This window comes from Sphingobacterium sp. GW821-FHT03E03 (genome assembly GCF_059420745.1).
The window spans coordinates 52,773-77,240 of the sequence record NZ_JBWKUH010000022.1; the positions used below are offsets into that span (position 1 = coordinate 52,773).

Below are 24,468 nucleotides of genomic sequence, written 5' to 3' on the forward strand. Positions count from 1 at the left end.
AAGGCATTTTTATAATAGGGCTTATCTTTATCCGTTTCAAATAGAAGTCCTTAACCGATTTCGTTATAGTCGGGAAGTTCTTCTAAAAACTGATACGATTCGTTCTCAAAGTCAACTTTACAATAATAATGATTTATGCCATTGCTCACCAGTAAGTATGGAATCCGATGCACAGAATTGTAATTGGCGATCTGTTCGAATACTTTTTGTGTGATTTTGATATACGGTGCTTTGAATTCGGCCAAAACTACCTTCTGTCCCGCACTATTATAAATCAGTAAATCACTCCGTCGCTGTAGGCTGTTTAGTTTCAATCCACCCTCAATATTCATCAGCGACTTTGGATAATTCTTGATCAATGCCAAATAGTTTATCCAATGTTGCCTGACCCATTCCTCCGGTGTCAATACCAGTTCCTTTTTTCGCAACTCATCAAAAATATAAACCGCATTATTCTTTTTGGATATTTTGGCTTTGAATGGTGGCAAATTGAGTGGTGTCGGTGAAAACATACACAAATATACTAAAATTTTAGCAAAAAAAGTAGATCATACGATTCTCTCAATTGGTTTTTTTCGCTTTTAGAATTATTTCTTTTAATCAGTCGGTTAGATCTTTTTGTCGAAATAGATTGGATAATAAGTCGAATTCTAATCGCAGGGCTGCTACGGATTTGATAGTAAAATCGTAATTTCGCCTATATGAATATAAATCCGATCTTATCCGATATAAAGCACAGATCCTTTAAGCCTGTCTATCTACTGCAGGGGGAGGAAAGCTATTTTATTGATACCATCGCGGACGCACTGGAATCTACTGTGCTGAATGATGCTCAAAAAGGCTTTGATCAATCTGTTTTTTACGGGAAGGATATTGATATCTCCACAGTGGTCAATGCGGCAAAACGATACCCTATGATGAGCGACCATCAGGTGATTATTATAAAGGAAGCGCAGGAACTGAAGTGGAAATCGGACACGGAGGAAATGTTAACGAAATACCTTGAACATCTGACACCAACAACTATCTTGGTTTTTTGCTATAAACACGGGAAATTCGATAAACGGAAGAAGATTTATAAGGTATTTGAAAAAGCCGGATTGGTTATCGATGCCGCTAAATTATATGATGATAAAGTTGCCCCCTGGATCGGTGGCTATCTAAAGGATGCAGGCTGGCGCATTCATCCACAGGCAGCAGCGCTAATCGCGGATTATTTGGGGAATGATCTGGCGAAAGTATCCAATGAACTGGATAAACTGATGCTCAATGTGCCTAAGAGTCACGAAATAAGTATGGACGATGTAGAACGTAACATTGGTATTTCAAAAGATTTCAATGTATTTGAGCTCAATACGGCTTTAGCAAAACGCAATGCCTTGAAGGCCTATCAGATCGTAGATTATTTTGTGGCAAATCCAAAGAATAACCCGCTAGTGATGGTAATTGGACAGGTCGCGACCTACTTTACTAAAATACTAAAATACCATTACCTGATTGATAAATCTGTTGCCGCCAAAGAATTGGGCGTGCATCCGTTTTTCCTAAAAGAATATGAACTGGCTGCGCGAAATTATAATCGTCGGAAAACTTTTGATGTACTAAACGTCCTCAAAGAGACTGACCTAAAATCAAAAGGCGTCAACGTGCCCAGCAATTTCAATAGCGAGGAGATTCTCAAAGAAATGGTCTATCGGATCTTAAATTAGGTAATTGCAGGCTGTCAAAGACTATTGTGTGCTTAGAAATTTTAAGACTCGCTGTGGAATTTTTGCCTGCAACCCGCGTTTATTCATTAGTGCGACGTAAGTACGGTAATCTTTTTCGGCTTTTTTGTAAGAAGATTGCCCTTTTTTGAAAAATACATCAGCACGGTTTAAATAGGCAACCTCACGCTCAGGAAAACGCTCAATTACTTTATCTAAAAAAACTTGTGCCGCATCCAGCTGATTCGTCTGCTCCAGAAAATAAGCTATCTCATTGGCCGAAAGGACATTTTTACCATGAATTGGATTTGTATTGTCAGGCTGGTCCTCGTCCAGACCGTTTTCCATAAAATACTCTGCTGTATGCTCGTTAAAAACTCTAGGTAGCAAAAAAAGACTGTTTTTAGGTATTTCTTTTAACGAACGAAGGAGAGCAGCGTAGTCTCCGGGCTTGTAGCTCAGACCAATCCGCTGATTACTTATTACTGTGGAATCATAGGATAAGGACTCAGCATCGTAGTCGTCTAGATACACCTTGACGTTTTGAGGATAGGTCATATATTCGCTGCTGCTTGTACCTTCGTCATCCGATCCAGCATTATCTCGTTCAGCCAATTGCCAGCGTTTTGCCGTCGGTCTATAAACAAAATAATAGCCCTCACTTCGACCAAAATCGTTCGGCCCCCACGAAATCGAGATGCTTACGGTATCGCGGCTGGCATTTACGTTGTAATAACGCATATTATTGCACGACACACAAAAGAAATCGTTATCATTCTTGAAGGACAGCTGATAATCATTTCCTTTTCTAGCATAAAATGCCAATCCGACTTTGGTGTAACCTGGGCCGTCAAAGCTCTTATAAAATTCATGCTTGAAATTAAGCGTATCTGCTTTTTCGTAAGCAATAAAAACTCCTGCAGGTGTTTTGCTCGTGTTTAGCTGGCTTAACTGTACTGTATCTGTGTTAAAATGTTTTGCGAAATTATCGGCTGAAAGAGCATCTACTAATCGTATGTGTCTGGGTTGAGCTACCGAAAGCAGCGATAGGCCCATGAACAGGATAAAAAAATAAGCTTTTAATGGCATGCTTGTAAAGTTTAATATTGACTCAACTGCATACAATTGTTGTTCCAATCTTTTTTCAGAGCTGAATTGATACATCGAATAAAAATTATTCGAATCTGCATCAATCGGAAAAAAACAAAAAATGTTTTGTAGTTAAATAACTACATGTATATTTGTAGTCAAGTAGCTACGTATTTAATGATTTGTAATTTATAGCGGAGAAATTCAATGCGACTGAAGTCCTAATAGGCAATACAACAGATAAATAGTGGAGCAGCAACCACAAAAAACGGGAGTCACTGAAAATCCAAAAGAGTAGGCAAAAATATAATAACAATGAATCAAGGAATCAAAACGGTGCTTTATCCCGTGAAGGACATGGCACAATCGAAAGCATTATTCACAAAATTATTGGCTGTGGAGCCGTATGTGGATAGCCCGTATTACATCGGCTTTAAGGTCAATAATCAGGATATCGGTCTGGTGCCGAATAACCCGGAAGATGGGTTAACTGCCTTTTTTCATGTTGATAATATCAAAAGCAGTTTGGAGATTCTTGTCGATGGGGGTGCCGAAATGATACGGAATATAACTGATGTCGGTGGGGGGAAACTGGTTGCAAGCGCTAAAGATAGTAACAACAATATTATTGGACTTATTCAGATCTGAGTATCATAACAAATAGTCAATTGTAAACTAAAACAATATAATAATGAAAAAGAGGGATAAAATAATTTATTGGATTGCAACGGTATGGTTGTCCTTGGGGCTGGTATCTACAGCCATTATACAAATCTTTCGGATAAAAACTGAGGGAGCAGGTGGAGTACAAAATGTAGACCATCTGGGGTATCCGGACTATATCCTCCCACTACTAGGTGTCTGGAAAATATTAGCAGTCGTAGCACTGCTTTCACCAAGGAGACCGCTATTGAAAGAATGGGCTTATGCTGGTATTTTCTTCACGGTGACTGGTGCCTTGTATTCGCACATTGTTGTAGGAGATTCTGTTGGTCTCATAGCTCCGGCACTACTTTATCTGGTCCTTATTGCTGTGTCCTGGTATTTTAGACCTAGCGAGAAGAAGTTTTTATATAACCATTAGTTTATCCTTATCAGTCGCCTATAATGTTTGCCTGAACGTTATGGGCGGCTAGGTATCGAACCCGTACTTTTTATAGTAATTTTTTCTGTCGTTTCACCCAATAGCGATATACAAACAAATCTTTAACTCGGCAATGGTCTTTCCAGCAGTTTATTGTCAGAGCATGTTTTCCGACAATTCGGATAACCGACTTTCATTTATAAAAGGGGGAGATTTTAGAGAGTGGGGCAGGCCCTTTCATACAGTCCTAAGAATCTTTTTCTAACCTCTTTTTAAGCTATAATTAGCTCTATTCTATTTTTTGTGTATTCGTTTTTCTTTCATACTATTTGAAATAGCAATAAATGGATTTTGTTTTTTAAAAATGTTAACACATTGTAATGTAGCTTTTTAAATGTTATTTCTGGTGTTTGTGTCCAGATTTTGGTGTATTTTTTTACATAAATTTAATAATTAAACATTTGTTTAAATTAAACGTTTGTTTAACTTTGCTCCGCATTTAACAAATGATGATTTTATCCTTAAAGACAGTAGGTGCAATTATCTATAAAAAGATTGGGTTTTAAATGGAATTTAACGAGAAGCAAATAGATATCCTTCTTGCCGCGGAGCGACTTTTTGCAACAAAAGGGTTTGACGGGACTTCGGTGCGTGATATTGCACAGGAGGCGAATGTCAATGTAGCCATGATCAACTATTATTTTGGATCGAAAGATAAGTTGCTGGATACCTTTTTTGAATGGCGTGTTCCAGATTTTATGATCAATGTGGATGAGCTCGCTTTGGTAGGTAATGCCCTCGATAAAGTAGATGTGATGGTTGATAGGTATGTCAAATCGATGAACTCTCATCGGAAGCTCTACCGGGTTATTGCAATAGAAAGTACCCTAAAACAGCGGATGTTGATATCGGAAGCTTTTAAAAAATTGAAGATTCATAATCTTGACGTAATCACTTCTATCATCAACAGTGGTATCGCAGAGGGGGTATTTAAAACAGGGAATGATCCCATATTAATTCATTCCATGATGATGGGGACTTTTATGAATTTTCAGATGAACCAAGTCTTTTTACAGGATCAATTGAATATAGCCGATGATGGTGGCTATGGGCAATATATTGAAACAACATTAACACAATTTATACAGAAAACAATTAAAGCTTTATTGACATATGAAAAATAAGTTGGCCAATTTAAGTGCTTTATTGCTTTTGAGTCCTCTGGGTTTGCTGGCACAAGACAACAAACACCTGAGCTTGGAAGAAATAATTCACATGGCTACAAACCAAAGTGTGGAAGCGAAAACTGCCGATACCAAAGTATTGGGAAGACAGCTAGAGGTCGAAAGTGCCAAATCGAAACAGCTTCCTGATGCAAAATTGAGCGGGCAATACATGGCGATGACAACACCGAATGTGAATCTGAAGTTGGCACTTGGTGAAGGTGGCTCGGCTCCAGATATCGCAGCAAATCAGCTGTGGTTGGGGCAGGCATCTGTCAGCATGCCTATTTATACCGGGGGCAGGATTAAAGGGGGGATAGCGATAGCAAAAGATGTTCTACAAGCTGAACAATGGAACGCTGTAGCAAACAAAGAACAATTGGCTTCACGTGCGATAGCACTTTATTTGAATCTATATAAAGCGCAGCAAACCAATTTGTTGATCGCTGAAAATATCAAGCAGTCTGAGCAACGTGTTTCAGACTTTAAAGCGATGTTGGATAATGGGCTGATTGCAAGAAACGATCTGCTTAAAGCGGAATTGCAACTGTCTAATTATCAGGTGTCGCTCCAGGAAGCGCAGAAGAATATTAAGGTGCTAAATTATCAATTGGCCAATTTGCTAAAAATTGCAGAGGATACGCAATTGGACCAGATTAATCTGGCTGAGGTAACTGGAATTGACCTCGGATTGAAGGCTTCTTATGAAACTGCAAAAACTGAGCGTTCGGATCTAAAATCGTTAGCTTCTCAACGTAAAGTTGCCGAAGATCAATTGAAAGTGACCAAGTCTTCGACATTGCCAATGGTTTCGGCAACGGCAGGTTACAACGCTTTTGGTCTACAGAAGGTCGTTACTGTAACGAATGCGGCGATGGTGGGTGTTGGAGTATCTTATGATATTGGTTCTTTGTACAAAAACAAAAGGGAGGTCAACGTCGTTAAAAATCGGATCAAGGAAATTGATGAGAATTTGGAACTGCTCAACGATCGGGTAAAGGTTCAGGTACAACAGGCAAATGAAAACTACATGTTGGCCCAAAAACAGGATGTGGTATACCATCAGGCGGTAGATCAAGCCGTTGAAAATTATCGCATCACAAAGGATAAATATGATAATGGTATTGCGGATACGGACGACTTATTGACCGCTGATGTACAACAGCTTCAGAGCAAAATAAATCTAGCGATAAGCAAGGCAAACACAATTGAAAAATACTATGACCTGCAATTGGCAAATGGGTCGTTAAACATTAAATAGCAATTAATCTAGACATGGAAAATACAGTTGAAAACGCACCGGAAAAAAAGGGTACAAATAAAAAATTCACAATTATTCTAGCCGCTTTGGTCATCTTTGGCGGGGCTTATGGTGGTTATAAATACTTGCATGGTCAAGCACATGAGACCACGGACGATGCGCAGGTTGAAAAAAATATGAGCCCGATCATTCCTCGGGTTGGTGGATTTATTTCCAAGGTTTATGTCAAAGACAACGATTTGGTGAAGAAAGGGGATACTTTGTTCACAATCGAAAGCCAAGATTACCAGGTTCGAGTAGATGAAGCTGATGCAACATTGGCTGCTGCGGAAAGTAGCTTTGATGTATCAAAAGCAGATGTATCAGCATCATCTGCCAATGTAGCCATCTCTGACGCAACAATACAGTCAAATTTGGGTAGCATTGATGCAGCACGTATCCGTGCGAAACAGGCAAATAACGATTACATTCGTTACCAAAATCTATATAACAATCAGTCGATTACAAAACAGCAATATGAGCAGGCTTTGACGACTAAGTTGGAAGCGGATAAACAAGTAGAAATCTTGCAACAACAACGCAATGCCAGTGCTTCTCAACGTAATGCGATCGTAAGTAAGACTACAGTAGCTTCGAAACAAACTTCTGTGGCTGAAGCGAATATAAAAAGAGCGAAAGCGCAATTGGAAGCTGCAAAATTAAATCTCTCGTATACCGCAGTATTGGCTTCGGTAGATGGTCAAGTATCGAATATCAAAGTGCAACCGGGGCAGATGATCAACCCTGGTCAGTCTTTATTTTACATTATTGATAATATTGAAACTTGGGTCGTAGCAAATTTTAAAGAGACACAATTACAAAAAATGAAACCGGGCCAAAAGGTGGGTATTAAAGTGGATGCTTATCCAAATATCGAATTTGAAGGCGAAGTCAACTCATTTTCTCCAGCTACAGGTTCACGTTTCTCCTTGTTGCCTCCGGATAATGCGACGGGTAACTTTGTGAAGACGGTACAACGTCTGCCGGTAAAAATCAAATTGTCAAAAGATAATAAAGCTGAAAATGTGGCTTTGCTCAGACCGGGCATGAATGCTGACGTAGATGTGCATGTTCAATAACTATGGAAAATTTAAATCAACAAGATAGTCTGGTTGAATATGGTTTTCGACGCGTAGTCATCACGATTACGGCTGTGCTCTGTGCCCTGCTGGAAATCGTGGATACGACGATTGTGAATGTGGCCCTAAACGATATGAAAGGTTCGTTGGGTGCAACATTGACAGACGTGGCCTGGGTTATTACGGCTTATGCCATTGCAAACGTAATCGTTATTCCGATGACCAGTTGGTTGTCCCAACAGTTTGGAAGACGTAATTACTTTGCGGCGTCAATTGTCATATTTACAATATCTTCATTTTTATGTGGTAACGCGACCAATATCTGGGAGCTTGTGGCATTTCGCTTTCTACAAGGGATGGGTGGGGGAGCCTTATTGGTGACCGCACAGACCATTATCACCGAAAGTTACCCCAAAGAGAAACGGAGTATGGCGCAAGCGATTTACGGTATGGGGGTTATCATTGGACCAACTTTAGGCCCGCCATTGGGTGGTTATATCATAGACAATTTCTCCTGGCCTTATATTTTTTATATCAATGTGCCATTGGGGATTATAGCTACTTTACTGACACTGTCCTTTGTACGTAGTCCTAAATATAGCCAGAAGCAATCGGCAAAAGAGGTGGATTGGTTCGGTATGATCTTTTTGATTATGTTTATCGGTTCACTCCAGTTTGTATTAGAACATGGTCAACAAGATGATTGGTTTGATGATCCATTAATTTTAGGATTGTCGATTTTATCTGTATTCGGATTGCTGTTCTTCATCTGGCGAGAGTTGGTGTATGACAAACCTATCGTAAACCTCAGGGTATTGCGTGATAAAAACCTACAGGTAGGGGTTGTGATGAGTTTTATCCTTGGATTTGGTTTATTTGGATCGACTTTTATTATTCCGATCTATACACAATCCATATTGGGATGGACCGCAACAGACGCAGGTTTGCTATTGTTGCCAAGTTCAATCATGACCGGGATCATGATGCCTTTTATTGGTAAAATGATCCAGAATGGTGTTCCGCAGAAATATATGGTTGCGGTAGGTTTGAGCATCTTCTTTGGCTTTTGTTTCTGGATGTACAGCCTGATGACAAATGACACTGGATCTGAACATATGTTTTGGCCGCTTATCCTTCGTGGCGTAGGCCTGGGCTTATTATTTGTGCCAGTAATGACATTGTCTTTATCCACGCTACATGGAAGATCCATCGGAGAGGGCGCGGCATTTACTGGTATGATGCGTCAGCTTGGTGGTTCATTTGGTATCGCATTGATCACAACATTTATTGCACGTGACTCTCAAAAGCATCGTGTTGATCTGGTTGCTAATCTGGATCCCAGTAAGTTTGAGGTACAGCAGCGTGTGCAACAGTTGCAAATGAGTTTTCAGGCGAAAGGCTTTGCTCCAAATGAGGCCTTGGCCAAAGCTCACCAGATACTGGACATGACTGTCATGAAACAGGCGACGGTATTGTCGTATATGGATGTATTCCTGTATTTGGGTGTTGTATTTTTAATCTGTGTACCTTTTGTACTGATGATCAAACAGGGCAAAACTCAAGTGGATATGTCAAGTGTGCACTAGCGATCGTAAGGAATACGTTATTCTCGAATTTATATAATTTGATCAGCCCTCAAAAAACATGTTTGTTGAGGGCTTTTTTATATCCAGAAAGACATAAAATGAAAACCTGATTCAGAATTGATTGTTAAATAATAAAAGATTTCTTTGGAATTTACTTCTATCAGATGGTCGATACGAAGAAGTTCTTATTTTAAAATAAACAAGTATGGATACAAGAAGACTTAATTTTTTAGCTTTTATTATCCCTTTGTTTTTGGTGTTGATGTTGTTGGAGTATTGGTATAGTCTGAAGAAACAAAAGCGATATTATACGTTTGATGAATCTATCGCTAATCTCAATGTCGGCATTGTCGAACGCATGTGCGATATGTTTTCGGTTAGCCTGTTCTACTTTTTTTTCATGTGGATCTACCAAAATTTTGCAATATTCCATATTGAAGCGAATCTTTGGACATGGATCTTACTTTTTCTATTTACTGATTTTTTATGGTATTGGTATCATCGTTATAGTCATGAGATAAATCTGCTATGGGCGGCACATGTGGTTCATCATCAAAGTGAAGACTATAATTTTACTGTTGCAGCAAGGATTACTATTTTTCAGGCAGTATTTCGTTCCTTGTTTTGGGCCTTTATTCCACTTTTAGGTTTTCCGCCTTTTATGATGACCGCAATCTTATTGGTTCATGGTGTGTATCCATTTTTTTCTCATACACAAACGGTGGGTAGTTTGGGTATTCTTGAAAAAATTCTTGTCTCCCCATCTCATCACCGTGTACATCATAGTAGCAATGAGATTTATTTGGACAAGAACTACGGTGATATTTTGATTATTTGGGATAAAATGTTTGGAACTTTTATCGCTGAGAAGAAAGAAGAGCCCTGTGTTTATGGATTGACCAAACCCATTCATCGATACACGTTCCTTTGGCAGCATTTTCATTATCTTTTCGAAATAGGGCTGTCTTTTAATCGTGCAATAGGATTTAGAAACAAGATGCGGACGATATTTGGTCGTCCTGATGATATACAACCAGAAATTAGGGACGAGTTGGAACAGAAAATCTTTGCAGGAACCAAAGTTCAGGTACACGGAAAGAAATTGAGTCAATATATTTTTTTCCAATCGATGCTAACCATGGTACTTCTGTTTTTCTTTTTGTTTTATGGTAATTATCAAAATATTGTACAATTGCTTGTAGGTGGTCTCTTTATTCTGTGCAGTGTCATCTGTATCGGTGGATTGTTGGAACATGAGAAATGGGTCTTTCCGCTCGAAATGTTGCGTCTTTTTCTGTTGTTATTATTTATAGCAATTACCTTCTTTTCTTTTCCAGTACTACTTGTCCTCTCAGCAACCACCATCATTCAGTTTGTATTCTTTAATCCAATAAAACATTACTACGAACGGATTCTTCATTTGTGAATGAGCTAGGCTTGTCGTTTGATTGGAGGTTTTGGCAGAGTTCGACGAAGGTATGACAATAGCTTCTGGCCATGATATCCCAGCTGAAATCTGCACTGGTATTGTTCTTAAATTGTTGTCCAAGATTTTGATAATAGTCGGGATTATCCAAAATGGATTGCAATTGTCCGATCCAGGTATCAATATCCTGACTAGTGAGCAAAAGGCCGTTGTGATTATGTGTAATTGCACTCGTGATTCCTTCCAATTCGGAGGCTACGACAATAGTGCCCGCTGAAGATGCCTCAAGACAAACCAGACCGAAACCTTCCATATCTCCCGGTACGTGAATATTGGGCATTAGGAAAGCCTGCGCATTTGCAAGAAGATGCTTTAATTGGGCGAAGGGAACTTTCCCCAGATGCTGGATTTTTTCGGGATAGACTTTCAATAATCTGCGCATTTCTTGTTGATCAGTTGGATGCCCGAAGAATAAGGTGGACAGATGGTAGAGTTTAGCTGGTAAAAGATTGAGCAGACGCTCTTTCAAGGTTGGTCTTTGGTCAAATGGCCCTACCATCAGGAGCTTGAAATTGCCTTGAAGGGCAGGAATGACTTGCTGCATCAACCAGGAGAACCCTTTGCGCTTTACAGGCCTTCCCAATGTGATAAAATAAGGCGGGAACTTATCATCTTCTTGCATTGATATCGAGGCCACGGGATCTACTCCATTTGGGATAACTGAGATCCTGGAAGAATCAATGCCACGCGATTGAGCGGCTTCGGCGGTGGCCTGACTGACCGCAATAACCTGATCAAATGTATTGAAGCGGGGGATTACTTTACGTTGGAAATAAGGAAATGGAAAAACAATATCAAGGCCATGAAGGGTGACAACTTTTTTTAGATGATCGTAGCCCTTGTGAAAAGATGCTAGAGCAGCAATTAATCCATCGTTAAAATGAAGAAGCCGAATGCCAGGATTGTCTTTAATTTTTGATAGGATACGTTGATTTAGGCGAAAGAAGAACGTCAAAATGGATTCTTCGTTGTCATAAACGATTGTATGTACTTTGAGATAGAGTGCAGCATTATTAATGAGTTCAAAGCTCTGTTTTTCCATCCCCCCAACCGCGGGTGGATATTTATGGCTGATAAACAAAATTTCTATTTCAGATGGAAACATGTACGGTTTTTCTTTTGATGCATAGATAAAATATAGCGCCAATAGCTGTCCAGAATACCTGGCGGCCACGACGCAGGAGAGAAACACTCAACCAGATACTTCCACCAGAAATTCCAATCATGCTAAGCAGTAGTTTGTTGGATATTTCCTCAACGCCCAGTTGACCGGGAATAAATGCGCCTGCACTCTTAAATAGGATGACACTCATGTCTAAAATTAATCCGTGAATAACCCTGACATCGACAGCCAGAAATTTTAAGATCAGATAGAATTCTAGGCTACCAATTAGCCAATGTATCGCAAACAGCAGGTAGGAGTACCAAAATACTTTATTTTGTTGTTGATAGAAGTCTTTCGTATCCCAAAGTAATTTCTGGAGCTGATTTTTTGATTTCGATACAAATGAAGTATCAGCAGGGTTATTTTTAGGAGGTATTTTAGTGGAAACTAACCAGTAGAATATTAAAATTACGAATAACAGCAAGACTACGCATACGACATAGATAGCGTATCCCGTATACTGCATCACCTCTTTTTTTAAGGGTGAAAGCATCAGCCAGATCATGGCCAGTAAGAAAATGCTTAATTGGGAAAGTATGGCTGTAATGCGTGAGATGGCGACAGCGCTGAGTCCCTGCTGTAAAGGGATGTCATAGCGGGTTATCAGCTCGGCTTTTAGTAAATCGCCTGCAATAATACTGGTGGGATTAAAGAGTCCAACAGTTTCGCCTATTTGACGCACTGCAAAAAGTTCGAAAATATTGATCTTTTTTTTTGAAGGGCCTAGACAAACCCACCAAGCTAGCGTTCCAAAAAGATAGGCAACTAAAGTCGTAAATACGATAAAAATAAAGCGGTAGCCAATCGTTGACAGTTCTTTTTTCAACGCAGAAAGATCACTGTGGATTACAAAAATTACCATAGATGTCAAGATCAAAAGTAAAAAGACAGCTTTGATCAATTGACGGGATGTTATTAATTTGCCCATGCGAGGTCTGCGTCTTGCGTTTTGTCAGCAAGTAATTCAATGTCATTAAAGTACTGTTGGGATAGTCGTGTCCAATCTAATTGGCCTGCATAGGAAAGTCCGGCGTTAATCAGGTTTTTTCTTAGCATTTTGTCAGAGAGAATTTTCTTTAAATAATAGACATATCCAGCTGCATTTTCAGGCTGACATTTAAACCCGGTTACCCCATGTTGAATAAGCGATGCTGAACCACCACCATCAGCAATCACACATGGAAGGCCCGATGCCAATGCTTCGACTACAACGTTGCCATAGGTTTCTGAAACTGAAGGAAAAACAAAAACATCTGCTGATGCATACAGCACTGCAAGTTCCTGATGTGTCTTTTTCCCCAGAAAAATAGCATTAGGCATTTCTTGCATTGCCGTTACTTTGGCCGTTCCTTCCCCGACAACTATAAAATTGTAGCCCAGTTGTTGGGCTTGTATCTGCTGATAGATGTCAATTAGGGCTTTGATATTTTTCTCCCAAACGATCCGACTAACGAATAATACCGTTGGTTTGTCATTTTTAGTCAGTTGTTGAATATAACTGCTATTCTTTTTTTGGGGTGTAAATAATTGCGTATCAATGCCCCTTTGCCAGAGTTTTAAGCCGTCCTGTTCAAGCCCAATTTGTTGGAGCTCGGTTAGGATAGATTTGGTGGGAACATAGACAATATCACATTTGTTATAAAAATTGTTCATCGCCCGTTTCATCCATTGTTCGGTGGGTTTGACCAGAGGGAGGATATTTTTGAAATAGTAGGCTATATAGGATATAAAGTGTGTGTGGTAGATCGTTAATACGGGTATATTTCTACGTTTGGCATAATTTAATGCAAAAAAACCGAGGAGAGATGGGGTTGCGATATGAATGATGTCCGGTGCGAATTCATCCAAAGCCAGTTCGAGCTTTTTTTTGATGAGCTGCGGAATAGCCAGACAATAATCATCATTGACAGGTATTTTAAATGTAGGCACTTTGTAAGAATGAAAGTCCCGGAATTGTGTGGGGCCACCACCATAAATAAAGAAATACTTAAAATTCTGTTGGTCAATACGGTTTATCAACTGAAACATTGTGCGAGATGCACCGTCGAAATCCTCAACGAGTATTTCTGTAAAGAAGGCTACCTTTCTCATTTTATTCTTATTAGGGGTTTCATAAAAATATTCGAAAAGCATAACTAAAAAGCTATTTTGATATTAATCTTTTATCATTAAAGTGTTTATAAATTGTTTATTATTAATAATTTGTAAATAATTTTTATAAATAAAATTAATTCAAGAATATAGTTAAGCTAATCTTGGCGCTTTACTTTTGGAATGAACAAATTATTCAGTCCATGTTGTTAGATTTATTGTTCGAAAGGAACACTAGACTTAAAGGTCTTCGTAAAGTTCTTATTTTATCTGTTTGTGCTTCTGCAGGCATCATGTTGGGATTCAAATTGAAACCCAAACAAGTTAGACCAATGAACATGGTATATGTCGATATGCCTGATGTCAGCGAGGGAAAGCTTAACTTATTAACTTATAATATTGCTGGTCTTCCAGAGTTAATTTCAAGTGCTGTAACGGAAAGAGCTCCGAGCATTACATCCATTGGCGAATTGGTGAATCCTTTTGATATTGTGAATGTACAAGAGGATTTCAACTACAATAAATTTTTGTACAGCAAGAATAGACATAGCTATCGAACGGAAAATATGGGCGGTGTACCTTTTGGTGATGGATTGAGCACGTTGTCGAAATATCCGATCCAAAACTTTGAGCGGGTAAGGTGGGACGCTTGTAATGGGGCGGATTGTTTAACTCCCAAAGGCTTTTCCTATGCACGTATTCAATTGGCAAAAGAGGCTTTTATTGATGTTTACAATGTACATGCAACAGCCCAGGATGATCCTGGTGCGGCAATAGCGCGTCAGAAGAACTTGAATCAATTGAGGAACTATATTCAAAAGAACTCCGCAGGACAACCTTTGTTGATCATGGGTGATTTTAACGCTCATTATGCGTACGCATTGGATAATATTGTTTCTTTTCAAGGAGAATTAGACTTGGTAGATGCATGGGTAAATTTGAAAAATAGTGGTAAAATACCTCAGAGTGAGCAAAACTTTGTCGCCCCGGTCGCATTGGAGTTAACAGATGACTGTGAGGGCATTGATAAGATCTATTACCGTAATAATGATCAGATGATATTTGAAGCAAAGAACTATCAGGTTCAAAAGAAACTTTTTCAAAATAGGGAGGGACAGGATTTGTCTGACCATTGTGCGGTATCGCTACAATTGGGGTGGCATCTGATAAAACCTTCAGTTCAATAGACTTTCTCAATTCTTTCATATCAATCGCGATTAGCACTGAGTCCCCTTCAGTGCTTTTTTTGTGTTTTGGCATTTTCGACTGTCCAAACAGGGGGCACCTACAAATAAAAAGCCCCATAAAATGAATTATGGAGCCTTTATAAAATTGGGATAAATTACTTATTTATACATTTCTGCGCGTTGTGCTTTGACAACATCGCTGTTGATATACTCATCATACGTCATTAACTTGTCGATGATTCCTTTTGGTGTTAATTCAATGATTCTATTTGCAACAGTCTCAGTCAACTCGTGGTCACGGGATGTGAATAACATTGATCCTTTAAAGTCTGATAGACCATTGTTCAATGCTGTGATTGATTCCAGATCCAAGTGGTTGGTTGGTTCATCAAAAATCAAGAAGTTAGCTCCCTGTAACATCATTCTTGAAAACATACAACGCATTTTTTCACCCCCGGAAAGCACCGAAACTTTTTTCATTACTTCTTCACCGGAGAACAACATTTTTCCTAAGAATCCACGTAGGAACTGCTCATCCGCTTCAGGGTTTGTTGTATAGTCTCTTAACCAATCGACCAAATTTTCGTTTTTGCCTTCAAAAAACGCTGCATTTTCAATTGGCATATCGGCAGGAGTGATGGTAATACCCCATTTGAATTCACCACCGAAGTCAGTGTCTCTACCTGTGATAATATCGTAAAAGGCTGTTGTGATTAGGGAATTAGGACCCAACACCGCAATTTTATCGCCTTTATTAATCATAAATGTGATATCCTTGAAGAAGACCTCTCCATTGACCGTTTTGCTCAAACCTTCTACTTGCAATGTTTGGTCACCTGGTTCACGGTTCATGGTATTGAACATGATCGCAGGATATTTACGGTTGGAAGGTTTGATCTCATCAATATTGATCTTATCCAAGGCTTTCTTACGGGAAGTCGCTTGTTTTGATTTGGATGCATTGGCCGAGAAACGACGGATAAATTCCTGAAGTTCCTTAACCTTATCTTCCATCTTTTTGTTTTGATCAGAACGTTGTTTTAATGCTAATTGGGAAGATTCGTACCAGAACGAGTAGTTACCTGTATAGATGGTCATTTTACCAAAGTCAATATCGACAGTGTGTGTACATACAGCATCCAAGAAGTGACGGTCGTGGGATACAACGAGTACAATTGCTTCATAAGTAGCTAAAAAGTCTTCCAACCATGCAATTGTATTGATGTCCAAGTCATTGGTAGGCTCATCGAGAATCAAGATATCTGGATTACCGAAGAGTGCCTGTGCCAATAAGACACGTACTTTTTGATTACCATCAATTTCAGAGACTAACTTGTAGTGGAGCTCTTCTTTAATGCCCAAGCTACTCAATAGCGTAGCTGCATTGGATTCTGCATTCCATCCGTCCATTTCTGCAAAAAGACTTTCGAGTTCACCGGCACGTTCACCATCTGCATCAGAGAAATCCTCTTTCATGTAAATAGCGTCTTTCTCTTTCATGATTTTGTAAAGCTCTTGGTTACCCATCATGACAGTTTCTAATACCGTATATTCATCGAAAGCATAGTGATCCTGACTCAATACAGACATACGTTCGCCAGGTGTGAATGCCACCGAACCTGTAGAGGGATCAACTTCGCCAGAAATAATTTTTAAGAAAGTAGATTTACCAGCTCCATTGGCACCAATAATGCCGTAACAGTTGCCAGGTGTAAATTTTAAATTGACATCTTCGAATAGTACACGTTTACCATAACGAAGGGAGAGATTTGACACGTTAATCATGCCGCAAAGATACGTTTTAATCTTGTATTTTTTAACTATTTCCGAACATCAGTTCCTTACCGAACAAGCCCAATAATAGATCGCGAGAAATATCGCTTTCCAAGCGATTGGCGGACTGACGGAAAATATGAAATATTACAATTTGAGACAGTTCAGATGATAGGATATCGTTGAAAAGATGTACATCAGATTAATAAATTATGAAGTGGGATTTTACTAATAAATTGGCTTCTTTTTTGTGGCATTGGTGTTGAAATAAAATCAATTATGAAAAGAAATAGCATTACGTATGTTTTAGTACTCGTTGTTGCATTTTTGCTGAATTTGCAGGGTGCTCATGCTCAATTTGGTGGATTGCTTGACAAAGCAAGCAAGGCAGTTGCTTCGAAAGGAAGTAAAGCATTAGGACTAGACAAACTTTTAAAGGAACCTGAAGCGATAAGCACAAGTTTTGAGGATGTAAATCGGAAAGGTGAACAGATGCCTGATTTTCAAAATACGGCTACCTATAAGCCGTTGGAAAATCTGCAGAAAAATGGCCAGGACGGCTATTTGCTTGAAGCTGGCCATTTTGAAATGACCAACAAAAGCTATTGCCTAAAAGCAGGAACTTATGCGCCTTCTAAGGGGGATGGCTATATGTATGCTCCCACATTAGGGAAAAAGCGGGAGGTTGTCATTGCCATCTTGAAAAGTGCGGAAAAACATCCGGAAGTTGAACAATCATCAATACAGATGTTATTGTGGACAATTATTGCTAAAACTAAATTTATAGACTATTCCGGGGAGGTCAAGGAAACGGCATTGAGGTTGTTGACACCAGAGCAATTATTATTGCTGGAAGGCGGGGCGCTTGGCATATTGCCGTTTGATGTGGTGCAAAAGGCTAAAGACCAGATGCCCCCAGCTGTGCAGGCGATATTTGAAGCAGAAAATAATATCAGACAATTGGTTTCTTCGGGCAACTATTCTTATGCTGAGTTTGAAAAATACGCAATAATGGCGGGTATGGCCGAACCTCGTACGGATGTTCCCAGTGGAATCTGGACACTTCATCCCGATGGGTATTACGTACGCTATTTTCCGAGCGGTTACTCTGTAACCAAAGTACAGGTGCATGTACCGGAGGAATTGATCACGAAATTGAAAGGTAAAAAGTTGGTTTATGATGCGACAGATGATATTGCTTGTCCAGCGAATACAGGATCGCAACGTTTGGCACAGACAAATGAACCGATTAAACACTAAGAATGATGTGTGCAAAAATGGGGATAAGTTTATTTCGATAGAAATTCAGGGAAAAACAATAAGGGAGATCAATTGATCTCCCTTATTCATTAAATTTCCTCTTTTGCCTCCTGTATAATATAAAAACGATGACAATAATTGCTATGATCCCTAAAATGATGTAATGGGAGCCTGATTGTTGTTGATGTTGGGTTGTATCCTCTGTCGTCTGCGCATATGTAAAATTTGCTACGAAAAGAAGCACCATGAAAATCCACTTCTTGCACATAATAAACGGTTTATTAACTATAATAGCAAGCTAACTATTTTTTGCAATAAAGACAAATTAATTTTACAAAAATGACAATATTTAAATGTGGTTTTATATACTTTGTATTGTAAGGTGTTTATTTTGCGAAGTATACATGTTTTAAGAGGGATGTTTAAAGTCAAATTACTCCTATAATTGGCAAAGTTGTTGTTAAAATATTGGATTTGGAGCGGACCGGTGAAAAAGAAGATTTTCTTCGCCTGCTAATGGAGCAGATTCAGGTAATGCCGCTCAGAAGGCGGATTAATGGCCGTAAAGTTGTATATTGTGAACTTTTTAAGTGTTTAAAGATATTATCGTCATGTCAAAACTTATTAATTTAACTGTATTCCGAGAATTTTTGAAATCTAGCTTTGCTGGTGGGATTATTCTGTTTTCCTGTGTTATCTTGGCACTCATTGTAGCGAATACGTCACTATATGGATCGGTAATGGACTTTCTTCTTCTGGAGGTGGGACTTGAAACAGATAATATTCATTTAAAATATTCATGGCTGCTATGGATCAACGACGGGTTGATGGCTATTTTCTTTCTATTAGTAGGATTGGAAATCAAAAGAGAAATCATTGAGGGAGAATTATCTTCAGTAAGTAAAGCTGTTCTTCCAATTCTGGCAGCAGTAGGAGGGGCACTCCTGCCTGCGGCAATCTATTTTGTAATCAATAAAGATGCCGCCGATACCGCTCACGGATGGGGGATCCCAATGGCTACGGATATCGCATTTGCACTTGCTGTTATCACCCTTTTGGGAAATAAAGTTCCGGCTAGCCTCAAGATTTTTTTGGCTGCTTTGGCTATTGTGGATGATTTGCTTGCGATCTTAGTCATCGCTTTGTTCTATAGCAGTGGAATTCATGCGACCTATCTATTTATTGCACTGGGGATATTTGCTTTTCTGATCATTCTAAATAAACTTGGTGTAAAAGCCCTATGGGCCTATCTTATTCCCGGAGTATTCATTTGGTATTTTATCCATCATTCGGGCATTCATGCGACTATTGCCGGAGTTTTGGTTGCCATGACTTTACCCACTACGCCAGATGAAAAAGAATCTCCATTGGAAAAATTGGAGCATCTACTGACCAAGCCTGTGAATTTTATAATCATTCCTTTATTTGCATTCGCAAATACATTAATTCCAATTCATGCAGAAATGGTTGGTGGCTTAACATCCAAATTGGGACTAGGTATTATTGCAGGATTGATTGTAGGGAAATCAATTGGTATATTTTTAATATGTTTTATTGCAAAGAAATTGAAAATAGCACAGCTTCCAGAAGGTGCAAGCTGGCCACAGATATTCGGTGTTGGTTTGCTTGGAGGTATTGGTTTTACCATGTCTATCTTCATATCCATCTTATCTTTTGATGATGCCTTCTTAATTGAGGAGGCTAAATTTGCGGTACTCATTGCCTCCCTTTGCGCAGGTATATTAGGATATACGATATTGAAATTGGCTGGTAATCCCAAAAATAATCTAGACAGTATAAGCTAAAAATTGCATGGATTTAAAACGCTGCCAGCGGGTTTATCTTCGGTATAGCCCTTAAGCGAGTAAATGCTGATCTCATATATAGATTAGTTTTAGTAACTTAGCACATATTTAATAAAATAATAAAATTTGAGATTTACTGAATTTGGTTTTGTTCCGGAATTGGAAGAGGGCTTAGAAAGCATGATGTTTGAAGAGGCGACGCCTATTCAAGAGCAGACAATTCCCATCATAAAAGAAGGAAGCGACATGATTGCCTGTGCGCAGACGGGTACGGGTAAAACGGCAGCATATATGTTGCCAATTTTAGATGCTGTTGCTAGAGATGCAAAGGAATCTATTCGTTCGATTATCCTGGTCCCGACAAGGGAATTAGCCCTGCAAATAGATCAACAGATCATGGGCATGTCTTATTATACAGGAGCGACTTCCATCTCTATATATGGAGGTGGAGATGGAATGGGATATGAACAACAGAAACGAGCCATTCGAGAAGGGGTTAATATTATTGTTGCTACCCCGGGCCGATTGATCAGCCATCTTACTTCGATGAAAGTCGATTTAACTCATCTGACGCACTTCGTACTGGATGAAGCGGATAGCATGTTGGATATGGGCTTTCAAGATGATATATTGCGTATCGTCAGTTACTTACCCAAGAAGAAGCAAATGTTGCTTTTTTCGGCGACTATGCCTCTCAAGATCAGGAATTTTGCGAGAAAGATCCTTTATCAACCTGTTGAGGTCAATATTGCCATTTCAAAACCTTCAGAAGGTATAGACCAGCGCGTATATCTGGTATATGATAAGCAAAAAATGGATCTTTTGAAGATCATCTTACAGGACGTTAATTATGTTTCTGTTATCATTTTTGCTTCGCAAAAAACTACAGTTAAATTATTGGCGCAGGAGCTCCAAAAGCAGGGTATAGATGCAGAGGGTTTTCATTCAGATCTTGAGCAGGCTAAACGTGAGGATATCATGAGTAGATTTAGATCACGTCAGGTGCGGGTACTTGTGGGAACAGATGTCATCTCACGTGGTATCGACATCGTAGGTATCAGTCTGGTCGTAAACTACGATGTCCCACCGGACCCTGAGGATTATGTACACCGTATCGGACGTACTGCACGTGCAGCGACAACAGGTACAGCGATTACCTTTGTAAATGATAAAGATCAACAACGGTTTTCTCAGATCGAAAATCTGATCGGTTATCCCGTAGAACAAATCGCTTTACCGGAAGGCTTTGATGCTGGGCCTGAATATAATCCGGCGAAGAAAAGCAGCAATCCACAAAATCGAAGACGTTTCAATAAGAACAAAAATAAAAATTACCAAAAACAGAAAAGAGCTTAATGTATCATTAAGCTCTTTTCTGTTTTTATCCAATATTCACTTTTATAGCGCCTATTCAGTTGCCCATACGGCCAATTCATAGCCATCGAGGTCTTTGAATTGAAATCTTTTACCACCAGGAAAGCTAAAGATATCTTTAACGATGGTGCCACCCGCACGGACGACTTTATCACGTGTGGATAGCAAATCATTCGAATAGAGGACAACCAAAATGCTACCGTTTACCGGTGTACCGACTGTAAATCCTCCATCCACATATTTGCCATCGAAGGCTGTATACTCAGGACCGTAATCCGTAAAGTTCCAGCCAAAACTTGCTGAATAGAATTTTTTAGCTCTCTCAAGATCGCTAGATATAAATTCAAGGTATTGAATTTGTTCGTGGATAAGTTTGCTGTCTGAAGAAGAATTGCTCATGATATTTTTTAATTGATATTGTCTTTTATTGGAGGAATCGACTTAAATTTCCAACATCAAATGGATGCCTGATGTTATGTAAATATAGGACTTTCTCCGAATAAAATTTAAGCTTCTTTGTTTGACTTGACATCGTTTAATCTGATAGCAATCAGACCATATTATTCCAAGGTCATTTTTGATGTATTAATTCCCTGTTTTTTACTCATGAGAGCCTGTATAAGTACAGAAAGCATAACCAGAGAAAGCCCGATGTAAAATGAAAGATTGAGCTCTTTGGATTCATTGAAGAATAAAAATGCAATCAGGATGGCATATACAGGTTCTAGATTGAGACTTAAATTGAGCGTAAAGGCAGAAATTTTCTTTAAAATTTCTGTGAATGCAAGGTATACAGCAACGGTACAACACAACGACAAAATTAGGAGGTAAATGAGATCCATTGTATTGGGGATAAAAGATGATATCGGATAATAATAAAGATAACAGGGGAGAATTAGCCCAAGTCCGACACTCCCACCAATCATTTGGTAATAGTTGATTACTATACTGCTGTATCGCTTGATCAAGCGTTCGTTATAAATTGCATAAAGCGAAGCAAAGGCAGGTGAAATGATACCCAAAAGAATGCCTAATTGATGTACTGTATCAAAATGAAATATTAAAGCTATACCACAAATCGTTAGTCCACTCAGAAAAAACTCTGACCGTTTAAATCTCGTTTTGTTAATGAGAGGCGCAAAGATCGCGGTAAAGAAACTTGCCATACAGTAACAAACTACTCCGATTGAGATATTGGAATATTTAATACTGGCATAAAAAAGTAGCCAGGAGGCGGTAATCAATAGGCCATTTTTTGCAATCGTTAATTTTTCACGCAACCTAATTTCACCAGCTACTTTTGACCATTTTAAAATAAAAAAAAGGAAAATGGCCGAAAAAAATACACGATACCAGGTTAGCATACCTTCATTGAGACTGATGGCTTTGCCTAATACACCAGATATGCCCAAAAATACCACAGCAAGGTGTAGTATGAAATATGAATGTTTCATAAAATGTTGTCTTCCAGATCTGTCTTAGCAAAGACAGATACTATTGTTATAAAATTTGATTGAGAATATAAAACATGGGGAATCAGCCGATTATTCGGTGCCATGCTTTATTAATATTAATTAAAATATTAAGCGATTGGAGGAGGAAGACAGCTTGTTCTGTTCATAACATTCTATTTCTTAACCGAAGATAATAAAATCTAGTGGTTTAATTCAAATAATTGTGGAGAATATCAGTAAGTAGTTAAAGGAGATTGTGTTTTATATGATGACTAAAAGCTATAAAAAGGGCTAAACTTTCGTTAGCCCTCTTAATTAAAGTATTATGATCCTAAATATGCTCAAAAATTGAACTAATCAAGGTTAGTATACGCGATGATTTACTATTCGCTGTCGTTTCCTCCTCCCAACGCACGGTATAGATCCACCACGGCATTAAGTTTTTCCCGTTTAATGCTAATCTGTTCGAGATCATTTTGTAAAGCATTGTTTTGCGCAGTAATGACTTCCAGATAATTTGCCATGCCACTTTTGTACAACAGGGCAGCATCTGAAGTTGCTTTGGCCAATGAATTGGATTTAGCTTCAATCAGCTGAAGTCTCCGGTCGCTATGCTTAATTTTCGCTAAGGCATCAGATACCTCCGAAACTGCGAGCATAACAGACTGTTTAAACTGTACCGCCAATTTTTCCCGTTCGATTATCGAAATCTCATAGTTTGTCTTTAACGCACCTTTTTGAAATATCGGTTGGGTGATGTTTCCTGCTATTGTTTTCACAATGGACCCCGGTAGATCAAACCAGCGATTGAATTGAAAAGAGTTTGTTCCGATCGAAGGTGTCAAACTTATCGAAGGATACATAGCTGCTTTTGCCAATCCTATTCTACTGTTAGCTGCAACAACAGCATACTCAGCCGCTTTGACATCAGGTCTCCGGCTAAGCAGTTCGGCCAGGACTCCCGTTGCTAATGTCCCACCGACAACAGTTGCATCAAGACCTTCCGAACGTTGAATTTTATCAGGGAAACCACCACATAGTATACTTATGGCATTTTCCTCAATAGCGATATTCTGGTCTGCTAGTGGAATCAACAATTCAGCAGTTTTCTTTTGTGCTTCGGCCTGTTCTACAGCTAAAGAACTCACGAGCGAGGAATTGTATTGCAGACGTATCATACTCAATGTACTGTCACTAAGTTGTACATTTTTTTGTGCAATCTTTAACTGTTCGTCCAATGCGATCAAATTGTAGTAAGATTGGATAACCTGAACTATAATGCGGGTTTTCAACGCAGATAGATTCTCCTTTTGTCCAAAGAAATTTGCTAAAGCTTCTTCTTTCTGCATCTTTGCCTTTCCCCAAATGTCTACCTCCCAAGAAAGTCTGAGTGTAGCATTGTAGTCATCCATATAAGGTGTCCCAATAAATTGATCGCTGAGCGATCCATTAAGGGAATTGGTGGATAACCAAGTCCTATTTGCTCCCACGTTTAGATCAAGTGTTGGTAAAAGGCCCTTTTTTGATTGTTTATAGGAGAGTTCCAACTGTTGCATACTCAAGAGTGCTACACTAACATCAGTGTTTTTGATCAGTGCTTTTTCAATGAGTGCAGTTAAATTAGGATCTTTCACAAACTTCCGCCACGATAATGCCAGTGTGTCTGAGGTCAGGACAACTTCGTTATTTCTGAAATTGTCCGGTAACTCCATGTCTTGACGTGTATATTTTTTGCCTACACTGCATGAAGCGAGAAGTAGGGAAGTACTTGCTAAAATAATAATATAGTGATGAAATTTTTTCATT

21 protein-coding genes are annotated in these 24,468 nt (G+C 39.0%); 12 read left to right on the forward strand and 9 right to left on the reverse strand.

Annotation, left to right across the window (positions count from 1 at the left end):
* Positions 1-50: 50 nt before the first annotated feature.
* Complete coding sequence (locus AC07UV_RS19805; RefSeq protein WP_282255340.1) at positions 51-512, reverse strand: type I restriction enzyme HsdR N-terminal domain-containing protein; 462 nt, start codon at positions 510-512, stop codon at positions 51-53.
* 189 nt (positions 513-701) lie between these two features.
* On the opposite strand from AC07UV_RS19805, the gene holA reads away from it, so the two are divergent.
* Entirely contained in the window at positions 702-1,709 is a 1,008-nt protein-coding gene (gene holA, locus AC07UV_RS19810) for a DNA polymerase III subunit delta (RefSeq protein WP_495185004.1), read from the forward strand.
* A 21-nt stretch (positions 1,710-1,730) separates the two neighbouring features.
* On the opposite strand, the gene AC07UV_RS19815 is transcribed toward holA, so the two are convergent.
* Entirely contained in the window at positions 1,731-2,795 is a 1,065-nt protein-coding gene (locus AC07UV_RS19815; protein ID WP_495185005.1) for a tetratricopeptide repeat protein, read from the reverse strand.
* A 315-nt stretch (positions 2,796-3,110) separates the two neighbouring features.
* Here AC07UV_RS19815 and AC07UV_RS19820 point away from each other — a divergent pair, with 315 nt between their 5' ends.
* From AC07UV_RS19820 to AC07UV_RS19850, 7 genes are all read left to right on the forward strand, one after another.
* Entirely contained in the window at positions 3,111-3,443 is a 333-nt protein-coding gene (locus tag AC07UV_RS19820) for a VOC family protein (protein ID WP_282255336.1), read from the forward strand.
* A 43-nt stretch (positions 3,444-3,486) separates the two neighbouring features.
* Positions 3,487-3,879, forward strand: coding sequence for a DoxX family protein (locus AC07UV_RS19825; protein WP_495185006.1), 393 nt, complete (start codon positions 3,487-3,489; stop codon positions 3,877-3,879).
* 566 nt (positions 3,880-4,445) lie between these two features.
* Positions 4,446-5,063, forward strand: a complete 618-nt coding sequence (locus AC07UV_RS19830; RefSeq protein ID WP_282255334.1) for a TetR/AcrR family transcriptional regulator — start codon at positions 4,446-4,448, stop codon at positions 5,061-5,063.
* A complete protein-coding gene (locus tag AC07UV_RS19835) occupies positions 5,053-6,363 on the forward strand; it encodes a TolC family protein (protein WP_495185007.1) in 1,311 nt (436 codons plus the stop codon). The genes AC07UV_RS19830 and AC07UV_RS19835 overlap by 11 nt, the downstream gene beginning before the upstream one ends.
* Positions 6,364-6,377: 14 nt before the next feature.
* The gene (locus tag AC07UV_RS19840) at positions 6,378-7,481 is read left to right on the forward strand and encodes an HlyD family secretion protein (protein WP_282255332.1); all 1,104 of its coding nucleotides are present in this window, start codon (positions 6,378-6,380) and stop codon (positions 7,479-7,481) included.
* Positions 7,482-7,483: 2 nt separating this feature from the next.
* Positions 7,484-9,067, forward strand: coding sequence for an MDR family MFS transporter (locus tag AC07UV_RS19845; protein WP_282255331.1), 1,584 nt, complete (start codon positions 7,484-7,486; stop codon positions 9,065-9,067).
* A 205-nt stretch (positions 9,068-9,272) separates the two neighbouring features.
* Positions 9,273-10,493 carry a sterol desaturase family protein gene (locus AC07UV_RS19850; protein ID WP_495185008.1) on the forward strand — a complete coding sequence of 407 codons (1,221 nt, stop codon included), beginning with the start codon at positions 9,273-9,275 and terminating at the stop codon, positions 10,491-10,493.
* Here the strand turns inward: AC07UV_RS19850 and AC07UV_RS19855 are convergent.
* From AC07UV_RS19855 to AC07UV_RS19865, 3 genes are read right to left on the reverse strand one after another with little or no spacing between them, the layout of a single operon-like run.
* Entirely contained in the window at positions 10,450-11,658 is a 1,209-nt protein-coding gene (locus AC07UV_RS19855; protein WP_495185009.1) for a glycosyltransferase family 4 protein, read from the reverse strand. The genes AC07UV_RS19850 and AC07UV_RS19855 overlap by 44 nt on opposite strands.
* Positions 11,645-12,646: a lysylphosphatidylglycerol synthase transmembrane domain-containing protein gene (locus AC07UV_RS19860; RefSeq protein WP_495185010.1), complete on the reverse strand. Its 1,002-nt coding sequence runs from the start codon at positions 12,644-12,646 to the stop codon at positions 11,645-11,647. Before AC07UV_RS19860 ends, AC07UV_RS19855 begins: the two co-directional genes overlap by 14 nt.
* The gene (locus tag AC07UV_RS19865) at positions 12,634-13,809 is read right to left on the reverse strand and encodes a glycosyltransferase family 4 protein (protein ID WP_495185011.1); all 1,176 of its coding nucleotides are present in this window, start codon (positions 13,807-13,809) and stop codon (positions 12,634-12,636) included. Before AC07UV_RS19865 ends, AC07UV_RS19860 begins: the two co-directional genes overlap by 13 nt.
* Before the next feature lie 203 nt (positions 13,810-14,012).
* Between AC07UV_RS19865 and AC07UV_RS19870 the strand changes: the two genes are divergently transcribed.
* Positions 14,013-14,996 carry an endonuclease/exonuclease/phosphatase family protein gene (locus AC07UV_RS19870; RefSeq protein WP_495185012.1) on the forward strand — a complete coding sequence of 328 codons (984 nt, stop codon included), beginning with the start codon at positions 14,013-14,015 and terminating at the stop codon, positions 14,994-14,996.
* 159 nt (positions 14,997-15,155) lie between these two features.
* Here the strand turns inward: AC07UV_RS19870 and AC07UV_RS19875 are convergent, their stop codons facing one another.
* The gene (locus AC07UV_RS19875) at positions 15,156-16,781 is read right to left on the reverse strand and encodes an ABC-F family ATP-binding cassette domain-containing protein (protein ID WP_282255324.1); all 1,626 of its coding nucleotides are present in this window, start codon (positions 16,779-16,781) and stop codon (positions 15,156-15,158) included.
* A 267-nt stretch (positions 16,782-17,048) separates the two neighbouring features.
* Between AC07UV_RS19875 and AC07UV_RS19880 the strand changes: the two genes are divergently transcribed.
* The 3 genes from AC07UV_RS19880 to AC07UV_RS19890 all read left to right on the forward strand — a co-directional run bounded on the left by AC07UV_RS19880 (position 17,049) and on the right by AC07UV_RS19890 (position 21,190).
* Entirely contained in the window at positions 17,049-18,029 is a 981-nt protein-coding gene (locus AC07UV_RS19880) for a hypothetical protein (RefSeq protein ID WP_495185013.1), read from the forward strand.
* Positions 18,030-18,640: 611 nt separating this feature from the next.
* The gene (gene nhaA, locus AC07UV_RS19885; RefSeq protein WP_495185014.1) at positions 18,641-19,834 is read left to right on the forward strand and encodes a Na+/H+ antiporter NhaA; all 1,194 of its coding nucleotides are present in this window, start codon (positions 18,641-18,643) and stop codon (positions 19,832-19,834) included.
* Between the two features lie 126 nt (positions 19,835-19,960).
* Positions 19,961-21,190: a DEAD/DEAH box helicase gene (locus AC07UV_RS19890; protein ID WP_495185015.1), complete on the forward strand. Its 1,230-nt coding sequence runs from the start codon at positions 19,961-19,963 to the stop codon at positions 21,188-21,190.
* A gap of 51 nt (positions 21,191-21,241) precedes the next feature.
* On the opposite strand, the gene AC07UV_RS19895 is transcribed toward AC07UV_RS19890, so the two are convergent.
* The 3 genes from AC07UV_RS19895 to AC07UV_RS19905 form a co-directional block, all read right to left on the reverse strand.
* A complete protein-coding gene (locus AC07UV_RS19895) occupies positions 21,242-21,607 on the reverse strand; it encodes a VOC family protein (RefSeq protein WP_282255319.1) in 366 nt (121 codons plus the stop codon).
* A 161-nt stretch (positions 21,608-21,768) separates the two neighbouring features.
* Complete coding sequence (locus AC07UV_RS19900) at positions 21,769-22,662, reverse strand: DMT family transporter (RefSeq protein WP_495185016.1); 894 nt, start codon at positions 22,660-22,662, stop codon at positions 21,769-21,771.
* A 383-nt stretch (positions 22,663-23,045) separates the two neighbouring features.
* Positions 23,046-24,467 carry an efflux transporter outer membrane subunit gene (locus AC07UV_RS19905; protein WP_495185017.1) on the reverse strand — a complete coding sequence of 474 codons (1,422 nt, stop codon included), beginning with the start codon at positions 24,465-24,467 and terminating at the stop codon, positions 23,046-23,048.
* Between the last annotated feature and the right edge of the window lies 1 nt (position 24,468).